The sequence below is a fragment of the Acinetobacter uliginosus genome, from assembly GCF_044130295.1.
Taxonomy (GTDB): domain Bacteria; phylum Pseudomonadota; class Gammaproteobacteria; order Pseudomonadales; family Moraxellaceae; genus Acinetobacter.
In genome coordinates this window covers 1-10,250 of the sequence record NZ_JBIQOC010000112.1, presented here as the reverse complement: position 1 = coordinate 10,250, position 10,250 = coordinate 1, and the positions used below count along the sequence as shown (strand labels likewise).

14 protein-coding genes and 2 pseudogenes are annotated in these 10,250 nt (G+C 35.0%); 7 read left to right on the top strand and 9 right to left on the bottom strand.

The features are described from left to right. Positions 1-431: pseudogene (locus ACE01T_RS16210) on the bottom strand (cation transporter); the annotation flags it as partial. 89 nt (positions 432-520) lie between these two features. Here ACE01T_RS16210 and cadR point away from each other — a divergent pair. Beyond that, positions 521-913 (top strand): Cd(II)/Pb(II)-responsive transcriptional regulator, encoded by a 393-nt coding sequence (gene cadR, locus ACE01T_RS16205; protein ID WP_000550240.1) that lies wholly within the window; start codon positions 521-523, stop codon positions 911-913. Between the two features lie 93 nt (positions 914-1,006). Next, positions 1,007-1,168, top strand: a pseudogene (locus tag ACE01T_RS16200) (IS6 family transposase); the annotation flags it as partial. Positions 1,169-1,209: 41 nt separating this feature from the next. On the opposite strand, the gene ACE01T_RS16195 reads toward ACE01T_RS16200, so the two are convergent. The 3 genes from ACE01T_RS16195 to ACE01T_RS16185 form a co-directional block, all read right to left on the bottom strand. Further along, the gene (locus ACE01T_RS16195) at positions 1,210-1,512 is read right to left on the bottom strand and encodes a helix-turn-helix domain-containing protein (protein ID WP_005237493.1); all 303 of its coding nucleotides are present in this window, start codon (positions 1,510-1,512) and stop codon (positions 1,210-1,212) included. After that, the gene (locus tag ACE01T_RS16190; RefSeq protein WP_004668307.1) at positions 1,505-1,861 is read right to left on the bottom strand and encodes a type II toxin-antitoxin system RelE/ParE family toxin; all 357 of its coding nucleotides are present in this window, start codon (positions 1,859-1,861) and stop codon (positions 1,505-1,507) included. Before ACE01T_RS16190 ends, ACE01T_RS16195 begins: the two co-directional genes overlap by 8 nt. Positions 1,862-2,392: 531 nt before the next feature. After that, positions 2,393-2,920: a plasmid pRiA4b ORF-3 family protein gene (locus ACE01T_RS16185; protein ID WP_000537573.1), complete on the bottom strand. Its 528-nt coding sequence runs from the start codon at positions 2,918-2,920 to the stop codon at positions 2,393-2,395. A gap of 214 nt (positions 2,921-3,134) precedes the next feature. On the opposite strand from ACE01T_RS16185, the gene ACE01T_RS16180 reads away from it, so the two are divergent. The 3 genes from ACE01T_RS16180 to ACE01T_RS16170 all read left to right on the top strand — a co-directional run bounded on the left by ACE01T_RS16180 (position 3,135) and on the right by ACE01T_RS16170 (position 5,288). Then, positions 3,135-3,746, top strand: a complete 612-nt coding sequence (locus tag ACE01T_RS16180) for a recombinase family protein (protein WP_004740252.1) — start codon at positions 3,135-3,137, stop codon at positions 3,744-3,746. A gap of 283 nt (positions 3,747-4,029) precedes the next feature. After that, a complete protein-coding gene (locus ACE01T_RS16175; RefSeq protein WP_006582673.1) occupies positions 4,030-4,728 on the top strand; it encodes a hypothetical protein in 699 nt (232 codons plus the stop codon). An 8-nt stretch (positions 4,729-4,736) separates the two neighbouring features. Beyond that, the gene (locus ACE01T_RS16170; protein WP_253145875.1) at positions 4,737-5,288 is read left to right on the top strand and encodes a macro domain-containing protein; all 552 of its coding nucleotides are present in this window, start codon (positions 4,737-4,739) and stop codon (positions 5,286-5,288) included. A gap of 1 nt (position 5,289) precedes the next feature. Here ACE01T_RS16170 and ACE01T_RS16165 read toward each other — a convergent pair whose 3' ends face one another. From ACE01T_RS16165 to ACE01T_RS16150, 4 genes are all read right to left on the bottom strand, one after another. After that, a complete protein-coding gene (locus ACE01T_RS16165; protein WP_000053135.1) occupies positions 5,290-5,676 on the bottom strand; it encodes a type II toxin-antitoxin system death-on-curing family toxin in 387 nt (128 codons plus the stop codon). Further along, positions 5,673-5,852 carry a hypothetical protein gene (locus ACE01T_RS16160; protein ID WP_001231652.1) on the bottom strand — a complete coding sequence of 60 codons (180 nt, stop codon included), beginning with the start codon at positions 5,850-5,852 and terminating at the stop codon, positions 5,673-5,675. Before ACE01T_RS16160 ends, ACE01T_RS16165 begins: the two co-directional genes overlap by 4 nt. 49 nt (positions 5,853-5,901) lie before the next feature. Beyond that, positions 5,902-6,237, bottom strand: a complete 336-nt coding sequence (locus tag ACE01T_RS16155; protein WP_025466893.1) for a hypothetical protein — start codon at positions 6,235-6,237, stop codon at positions 5,902-5,904. A 185-nt stretch (positions 6,238-6,422) separates the two neighbouring features. Then, a complete protein-coding gene (locus tag ACE01T_RS16150) occupies positions 6,423-7,757 on the bottom strand; it encodes an ISNCY family transposase (RefSeq protein WP_395519676.1) in 1,335 nt (444 codons plus the stop codon). A 224-nt stretch (positions 7,758-7,981) separates the two neighbouring features. Between ACE01T_RS16150 and ACE01T_RS16145 the strand changes: the two genes are divergently transcribed. Continuing rightward, positions 7,982-8,395, top strand: a complete 414-nt coding sequence (locus ACE01T_RS16145; RefSeq protein WP_147395603.1) for a hypothetical protein — start codon at positions 7,982-7,984, stop codon at positions 8,393-8,395. Continuing rightward, positions 8,395-9,519, top strand: coding sequence for a hypothetical protein (locus ACE01T_RS16140; RefSeq protein WP_395519675.1), 1,125 nt, complete (start codon positions 8,395-8,397; stop codon positions 9,517-9,519). Before ACE01T_RS16145 ends, ACE01T_RS16140 begins: the two co-directional genes overlap by 1 nt. Before the next feature lie 438 nt (positions 9,520-9,957). On the opposite strand, the gene ACE01T_RS16135 is transcribed toward ACE01T_RS16140, so the two are convergent. Continuing rightward, the gene (locus ACE01T_RS16135; RefSeq protein WP_151726270.1) at positions 9,958-10,140 is read right to left on the bottom strand and encodes a hypothetical protein; all 183 of its coding nucleotides are present in this window, start codon (positions 10,138-10,140) and stop codon (positions 9,958-9,960) included. Between the last annotated feature and the right edge of the window lie 110 nt (positions 10,141-10,250).

Below are 10,250 nucleotides of genomic sequence, written 5' to 3'. Positions count from 1 at the left end.
GCTTCAAGTTTGGTGGTTATATTTTCATCTTTTTGATTATGTAGAACCTTTAAAGAACGGTTAGGTAAATCAAAGATGAGTTTTTGAACACCATCAATTGAAGATAGCGCCATACGAACCATCTGTTCTTCCGCAGAACAATCCATTTTGGGAACTAAGTATTCACTCATGTAGTGCGAATCTTTTAAAACGTCTTCAGTGCTTAAATTTTCTTTGGGATCAGAACCACAACAGGATTGTGCGGTATCTTCACAACTGTTTGAAGTGTTACAGCAAGGAGATGAAGATTTTTTTTCTTCCTCTTCACCACAACAGCTAAGCGTATTATCACAATTCTTTGAATTGTTTGCTTCTGCAATTGATGGATGATTTTCTTGTTGAGATTTCTTATCTTCGCATGGTGTTTCTTTACTACATCCACAACCACTCATAATTATACCCATTAAAAAAATTATAAACTTTGAATATTAGAATCCCTATAGTTACTATAGAGTCAAGAATCTTTGGAAATACTAACTCAATGCATTTAAAAATTGGTGAACTCTCTAAAAAAACCTCATGTTCAGTATTAACAATTAGGTTTTATGAAAAGGAAGGTTTAATTCCGGAACCGGAAAGAACGGAAGGAAATTACCGCCTTTACGATGTAGGCTATGTTGAGCGAATTAAATTTATTTTGAATTGCCGAACTTTAAATATGAGTTTGAATGAAATTCGTCAATTACTTACCTATAAAGACAAACCTGAGAAAAATTGTTCAGATGTGAATGAATTAATTGACTTACATGTCAGTGCTATCAGAGAAAATATAATCAAGCAACAAAAGCTTATTGAACAACTATCTGATTTAAGAGGTACTTGTGATGGTTTATGTACAATTGACCAATGTGGAGTTTTAAAAAATCTAGCTTGATTATCTAGACCTATGCTTTTTTCAAAAAATCGGCACTGTTGCAAATAACCACGAATGGTAAGCTGAAGACTGTTTTAGCTAAAGGTGCAGCATATGAATCCTTTCCATGGTCGGCATTTTCAGGGCGAAATCATTCTTTGGGCTGTGCGCTGGTATTGTAAATATGGCATTAGCTATCGTGAACTGCAGGAAATGCTGGCCGAACGGGGTGTGAATGTTGATCACACGACTATTTACCGTTGGGTTCAACGTTATACGAATCTAAAAATGGGAGCCTATAGCTCCCATTTTTATTGTTAAACGTTGAATCCTATATGTTTTCCTGTTGGAAGCTCTACATCAATACGGAGCTTCCCTCCCATTGCCTCAACATACTTTTTCAAGGTTGAAATCTTAAGATCATTGCCACGATTTTCTATTGCTGAAAGCGATGGCTGTTTTATTCCCAAAGTTTCAGCAAGCTCTTTTTGAGAAATTTCGAGTTCTTCACGAATAAGATGAAGCTGATTTTCTAGCAGTAATTCATCAGCCATTTTTTGAATACGGGCTTGGCTCTCTGGAGAGCGGCTAGCTAACAATTCTTGCAGAGTCTTAGCCATTAGATTTATCTCCTAGGGTAGTGAGATGAAGTTGGTATTGTTCATCTGCAATATCCAGCATGTCTTTATAAAAACGCTTTTTACCGCCTTTATCAGCAATACATAGAACAATAGCCTGTCGTAAGGGATCAAATGCGAAGAAAGCTCTTAAGGGTCTACCGCGATGTTGAACACGCAGTTCTTTCATATTGGTAAATTTAGACTCATACACAGTATCTACTAAAGGACGGCCTAAACTCGGTCCCTGCTGCTGTAGAACAACCAGGGCAGCTAGGACCTTCTCTTGTGTAGGTTCATCTTGCTGTTCAAGCCACTGATTAAATAGATCTGTCGTAATGACTGTCCACATACCACAACCAAAATATAGATTATAGTCTATATTTTAGGGGCATTATGTTTGTTTTGCAAATGAGAAAGGATAGGCAATAAAAAAGCCCGACATCCTGTCGGGCTTTTCCATATTTGGCGCTTAGATCTGACTCCTGTCTGATCTCACGTTCCTTGTTGTTCATCTTATTCTTTTTATCTGGAGCATCCTGCTCTCTATGTCTTCATGATAGGAAATTTCCAGTATTGCGGATAGCAGCAAAGGGCCGAGATTGGTATGAGCCAGGGCTTACAAAATAGCCTAAATTTTATCCACAAAAAATGTGGATAATTTTGGACATTGAGGCATTGATAAAATTTGAAAAACCTCAAAACTGACTATTTTTTAGTCAAATTTATTGGCAAGAAGTATCAAAACCGCTCATAAAAAAGCCGACTTGTTTCAAAATCGGCTTTTTGGTCATTTTTGGATTTTTCTATTTTTATTAAGTGGTTGATATTTAGATTAATATACAAGTGTACTTCGTATAACGCCCATTATGTTAAATCAGGTTTAAAACTTAATATCATGTGAATTAAAGTAGGTCGGATCAAACTCTATCTCTCCTATTTCATCCTCGATAATTTGCATGTAATCGTCATATCTTGGATGTTTAGGGTCTTGTAATGCATCTAAAATATCAAGATATCCAAAAATTCCTCCAATATCTTCAAATGGAGCATGATTTTGACCATCTATACAACATGGATATTTTTTATTTAAATCAGGAGATTGTCTGCTTTCTACAGTAATCAAATGTTCCCAACAATCGCCAAAATCATATGTATATATAATTTTTTTACCTACACGTAGAACTTCTTTCAATTTTTGTCTTTTATTGATCTTTTCATGCTTAATAGTCGTGAATTCATGTAAATGGCTATCTTCCCAATCAAAAGCAGATTGAATTGCCTTATGGAGCGTAGATAAAGTAGCTGCCGATGAAATTTGAATAGTTCTCCAGATTTCAGGATCACTGCCTAGAAGGCTAATTTTTAATTGAAAAACTTCATCAGAAGATTTGAGCTTTACAGTTCCCATAACAGCCTAGTTCTCAAAAAATAGTTTTAGTAAATCTAAAATTAACATAATACACGTTATATGAACTTACCAAGCATGCCCTTCTGTCATGATTTTTCTATCAAAAGAGTATAGCTGAATGATAGCGAGCCAAATCGCATACAATATCTATCATTAGACTTAATGCAATAATTAAATGATATTGTTATCATTAATCTAATAGAATTAAGATTAAATGATAGAAATGAATACACGTATTTATCTACGAGCTTCAACTAAAGATCAAGATGCAGAAAGGGCTTTGCAGATTCTTCAGGATCTAAACCAAAACTTGAATTTGGGTGAAACCATTGTGTACGTGGAAAACTATAGTGGTACGAAGTTAGACCGACCTGAATTGAATAAGCTGCTGTCAGAAGCAAATCAAGGTGACACCTTGTTAGTTGAAAGTATTGACCGCTTATCACGCCTAACCCAACGAGATTTTCAAGAGCTGAAGCGCAGGATCCAGGAGAAGGGACTTCGTTTAGTCGTAGCGGATCTTCCTACTACCTACCAAATGATTCAAACCAGTGACAGCATTACTCATTCAATCCTGGAACTCATCAACAATATGTTGATTGATCTCCTGGCAACAATGGCTCGCCTAGACAATGAGAAACGTATAGAACGTATTAAGCAGGGCCTGGCACGTTCGGGTTACAAGCCAACAGGTAAGAAAGCCAATGAGGCTAAGCACAAACGAATAAAAGAATTGCTAGCAGCTGGCAATATGACTAAGGAAGAAATTGCCAAAGCAGTGAATTGTGGAGTTGCAACTGTCTATCGAGTTGCTAAAGTTATCTAAAAGCGGACATTTTTACTTTGGAGAAACCGGACATTTCTATTTTGGAGTTACAACTAAATTTCGTATAAGAAATTTTATGTTAAATATTAATTTTCATATCTAAAATAAAATATTTATGTATATGATTTATATAAATTATATTTTTTGTTACAAATGTGATGATACCTAGAGTCTCCTAAAAACCGTTAATGTAATTACAATAGCACCTATTTTTAAGTAAGTAATTGATTTATATTGAATATATGTGTTAACTTAAGGTTTGAGTTCATCTGAGAAAAGAATAATGGAAAGAAATCTAAATTTAGCAAATTCAATTTTCGAAGGCTTTAATGATAAAAACGGATTAATGATTTGTGGCTATGAATGGGGATGGTCAAAAGAAGATCAAAAACTGGATGAAAGCGATAGCCGTCCCACAGTAGATATGAGCATTGAATGTACATTTAGTAATAAATCCCTAAGGTATGGTCCTTCTTCCAATACTTGGCCTTATGATAAAAATATCAAAAAATGGTTTAATTTTTGGGGACACCCATTAAACGATGAAAATTTAGGTTCAGACTTTGATAAATGTATTATTCAAACTAATTGGGCCTATACGAGTAATGCAGATATAGAAAGCTATAATCGTTTCTTAGAAAAAGAAGCAGTTGATAATTTTATTCATCATATTGAAGTTTTGAGACCCAAAGTAATTTTATTTATGGGTAGTAAGCTTATTAATTTTCTGAGAAATATAGATGTTTGGGATAGGTTTACTGCTATTGTTGGTCCAGAAATAGAACCCTTAAAAATGGTACAAAAAACAGATTTTGATGGTACTCGATTTAAAGTTTACTTTGATAATTTTGAACAATGCCAAGTTGTGTGCTTACCACATCCATCTAGTAGTAGAGGTCTATCTGATGAATATATCAAATTATTTGAACCAGAATTAGGAACAATCATTACTGAATATAAGAAACAAAAGGGTATTCTATAAAACTAATTATGAAAAAAGTCTATCTCATCCAAGCAGATATAACAGCTTTTGCTGTACATGCCATCGTTAACTCAGCAAATAAATCTTTGCTTGGTGGTGGGGGACTTGATTATGTAATTCATAAAAAAGCTGGACCATTGATGAAAGAAGAATGTGTTCGTCTAAATCAAGAAAAAGGTGGATGCCCTACAGGTCAAGCAGAAGTAACAACAGCAGGTAATCTGCCTGCTAAATACCTTATTCATGCGGTTGGACCACGATGGTTAGATGGCGAACACAATGAGCCACAATTGCTTTGTGATGCTTATAGTAATGCACTATTCAAAGCTAATGAAATTCATGCACTCACTGTTTCTTTTCCATGTATTAGTACAGGTGTTTATGGTTTTCCACCTCAAAAGGCTGCTGAAATTGCGATTGGCACTATACTCTCTATGTTGCCTCAATATGATCATGTTGCAGAAGTATTTTTTATCTGCCGAGAGGATGAAAATTATTTAATTTATAAGAATCTTTTATCGAATATCGATGATCCAAATATTCAGATTCTGATTTCTTAGTTTAAATTATCGAAAGCTCGTATAAGAATTCAGCCACAATTTTGGCTAATAATTCATGTTCTTCTTGTGATTCAACAATATCGACCATCAAATCATCTAAACCTGTTTGTTCCTGAATGGTAACACCTTGAATTTCGAGATAAGTCAGCATTACAGCTAAACCAGTTCTTTTATTACCATCAACAAAAGCATGACCTTTTGAGATAGCTATACCAAACCATGCTGCGATCTCAAAAATGTCGCTTACATTACTGTAATACATCTGCTGATCTATACGGCTTAATACGCTTTCTAGCTTTTCAATATGACAGCCTATTCGCCCTACGCCAGTTTGTAATAGGATCTCATCATGCACAGCAATGACGAATGTTGAGCTAATCAAACTCATTTATAAGCAAGCTCTTGGATTTCAGCTTTATGCTGATTAATGACTCGTTTTGCACTATGCATCACAACACGTTTAGTCGCTTCGTCATTGCTAAATTGGATTGGTAATACTTGACCCGAAACCTTTTCACGATTTGAAATTTGATCAAGGCTATAGTCTTTTAAACGCTTTCTCATCTTCATACCCCTATTAAAAGAGAATTTCATTTTAGCCTAAATTAAACAATTAAGTACGATAGTGAGGATCTTTTCTTGGAATAGCATTTTCTGAATCAATATCAAAGAAATCATAAATTTTAGTGGCTGTTACTGTGTTAAATAATTTTTTGTCCATATACACGATTGCTTTTTCTTTATTTGCGTCGAAAACTACCCTACCCCTTGGAATCTGTTCATATTCATAATGACGTAGTTCTGGGTATACACTTTGCATATTTTTCCAATAATCGACATGTGTATATGGACTATCAATTAAGCCTATTGAATCTGCATCATTTAAATTGAATGGATGAGCTATGCCGATAACTTGCTTTTGCAAAAACCAAAAAATTCCTATTTTCATTTTTCATCAACTGATTAATTTCCCTAAAATTAACATAATACACATTATGCGAAATTAGAAAAATGAGTTTATTACACTGATATTTATCTGTTTTTTAAATTTTAGACCTGGGTTGGTGCCCAGGTTTTTTTTGTTATTCACCAATTAAAATGTCTATGCGATAAACCATTTAAAATGTCCTGTTTTTAACTGCAAGAGTCAAGAACAGGATTTAAATTCCTTTGTTCAATTATGGCTTTCTGAGCTTTACGACTCGGCATACTTTTCTTGAGACGGGAACGTTTATTCTGTTTCTCCAACTCTTCATGCTGTTGCTGGATATGGGCTAGAACCGAGCCTAATCTTTTATTCTCAACCACTGTATTTTGCTGTAGTCCAGCCAGTTTATTGAAGACGCTATAGTTGATCTTCCGTCCTTCATGCATGATGGCTACAGTGCCATCTGGATACTCCAGAAATGAAATGTATTGCCCAACAAGCTTATGATTCAGTGCTGTTGGCTCAAGCATATAAATACACTTGTCATACGTGATGGTCAGGTTCTTTGTGACCTTACGCGGTTCTTGCCAGGTGAAAATATCCTCCAGTTCAGCATCAGACTCTGTTAAAGGGCGATGCAAGTTCTTGGAATTTCTCGCACACTTGGCGAACTTCTGATTGAACTGCTCAATGAAGCAGGGTAGCCAGGCATTGGCTTCGGCAATCGAACTGATGCCTTCCAGACGCATCTCCTTGATCAGACGATCCTGAAGTGTCCTGTTAGCACGTTCCACACGACCTTTGGCCTGTGGTGAGTTGGCGAAGATAATATCAATGTTTAACTCGTTGAGAATCCGGCCAAATTGAGTGATCTTGCTGTCTTGGCTGGATTTCTGATTGACTCGGAATACCGAGTGTTTATCGCTATAAAAGGCCAGAGGCTTGCCGTATTGCTCAATGTAGGCTCGGGTTGAAAGCATATAATCAAAGGTCGTTTCAGCCTCACAAAAGCGCAGATGCAACAGCTTGCCGGTAGCATCATCGATATAAACCAGCAAACAGCATTTGGTGGCTCTTCCTTCAAACCAGTCATGATATGAGCCATCAATCTGGATCAGCTCACCGAAGCAATCCCGGTTATAACGTGGCTGATATGGACGTTTAAGGCGCTTGGATCGAGGAATCCACAGGTCATTGGCCGTCATCCAGCGCCGAACCGTTTCTACCGGGATATTCAGGTCAAATATGCTGCTGAGCTTTTCATGCGCCAAGGTGGGTCCAAATCCAAGCAGATGTTCAGAAATAATGGAAAGACATTGCGATTTTAATAAATCGTCATGGCGATGATGGCCCGGTTGACCGCGACTGGCATGCGCCAGACCTGAAACACCGTCTTGATTGAGCTTCTGCAATAATCGGGTTATTTGACGGGTGGAAAGATTCAGGATTTCAGCAGCACGGACTTGGGTAATACGATGATCTCGAACGTCTTGCAGAACTACAAGACGTTGAATTTCTTTATCAGACATAGTGATCAGCATCTATATTTATATCCAGTCCATGATGGTGAAAACCATCATAAACTAGACATTTTTATTGGTGAGAATATAGACACTTTAAATGGGTTCTAACAAATTCAATTCGTATAACAGCCATTATGTTAAATAAAGGGGGGGATAGTTGGTTTCAATTGCAATATTTGAAATAAGAAATTTTATGTTCTGTATTTTTAGAAAACTAAGTGGCTATAATATAAAAATTTTTAATGAAAATTATCATTATGCCAGTATACGACTATAAAGATGATCATCGACCACCTAAATGGGATAAAGATAAAAAAAGTAAATGGACTGTAAAAATAAAAGAAGAGGAAGAGATTTTCTTCCATGGCTACAACCAAAATTGGTTACATGAAGAGTCAGAATCGATTTGGGCTATTAAAGTTGAAGATGAAAGTCCTTTAGTCATAGGTGAAGATTACAGACCAAAATATAAAGGAAAGAATGAGTGCATTAATTTGGTGGTTGCTAAATTTGTTAAGCACAGAGAAAATCATTGGCATGGTTATCCTGTAAACACTATTTCGGATTTTCCACCTAGCGATATTTTAAAAAAATGGGAACAGTCACCGGGCGTGAAGAAAAAAACGATTGTTAAGTTAAATAGGGCTATAAAATAATGTCTGAATTTAAAATTAATATTGAAGGAAATTTTTTAGATTCTTTCATTTATTCTGGTGTCTTATTTACAGTAGATGTAAATGGGGTACTTTGTACCTATAGTTGGAATAATTTAATAAAAGAATATATTAAAAAAGATTATTCAAAAAAGAAATTTGAAAAGAAATTAATAGACACTCGTGAAAAAACTAGATTTGAAAAAGATTTTATTATTGAGTTAGATCAAAAATTTTTAAAAGAATATCAACAAGGTATATGTGTCGATTTAGATGTTTGGTCTACTGATCTAGATATCAAAGATAATATTTTATACATTTCCTCTGAAAGAGGGCTAGAAGCATTACCTTTTGGTCAAAGTTGGAATAATGGTAAAGTTATGAATTTTAATGACTTATATAAAGTATGGGGAGAATCAAAGGTATTTGGAGTTAGTACAGGCTCTTGGGGAAGAACCTTGCTTGCTGCCGGATGTAATGGTGCATTAGAAGTCATTAATAGTGTTGAGCAAGCTAATAATATTAATTTGAAACAGCAAGATGGAAAAGTTATCAATTCAGAAGTTTGTCTAGATTGCGAATGGGAACTTAATTCCACAATAGCTATATTGGATCAATTAGATACTCAAGCAGTGCTTGAATATAAAAGACTTATGAGCGACAAATATTTCAAATCTAATTCGAGTGACTCAAGAAAAATTATAGAAGAGAAGTTAAAGAATAGAGAGAGCATACCGCAAGAAAAGATATCTGATTTAAAACAATATATACAAAATGGTATTCCAGATAGTTTAGTCAATGAAGCTACTTATTCTTGGTTTGATGGCAATAAATTAGTAGGTTTGGATGATGATAATAATGCATTATTTTATGATTTTTCTCAAAATGAATGGATTAAAAAAGAGAAAAAAATCATTGATGAACAATGTTATAGAAAAATCAGACAAACAAATGTTGGAATTATAGTAGAAACTGAAGATGATAGTTTATATCGAAAAATTGGAGATAATAGTCAACTATTATCAGAAGATATATCTTCATGGAGAGTATTTCCAAGATCGACAAATTATCAAGATAGAATACATATAGTGAATGAGGACTATTTACAAGTTAGTATTTTTGACTAAATGTTAGATTTCCTAAAATTAACATAATACACCTTATACGAAATGCAAATTTTTATTTATTATAAATCATAATCTTATGTTAATGAAAAAAGCCCAATTAGTAGTGATTGGGCTTTTTTATGGATTCTTCATGTTCCACGCTTAATTTTTGAGCAATGTTCCACGAGTTTAATAAGCCCAGGTGAACAATCAGATCAGCCATATGGCTTAAAGAAGCGGCTCCAGAAGCCTCTTTTTTCGGATTTTGGCTCCACTTGTTCAGGGATGAGAATGTAAAAATCTATCAACCTAAGAAATGATCACATTCAAAATTTAGTGTACTTTGAGGAATATGAAGTACCGCATTTCTTACCTCCATTCCATTTGTACAACGTTTTGCCTGGATCTAACTAAAATAGCCATAGCTAAATCCAATAGAAAAATGATTAAAAGCTGAAATTAGAAAACTGTTGGTTGAATTCTATGGGTAGCATTCGCATCAAAACCTATTCTAAAAGTCGCGGTTTGTTTATTGGATAAATCAATTTCAAGTTCTACAATACCACCACCGCATATTCCTTGAGGGATAGAACTTAGGATGTGTTTCTCTGCCGTTAAATAGACGACCATCTTTTCAGACATCTTCAAAGGCACTGTTGCAAATAGAGATTTGAGTCGATGATGTTTCCTTTAAAAAGTACTTAGAGACCGAAAACCCTGTTGATTAGACACACTTCACCCTGAGGCTGACC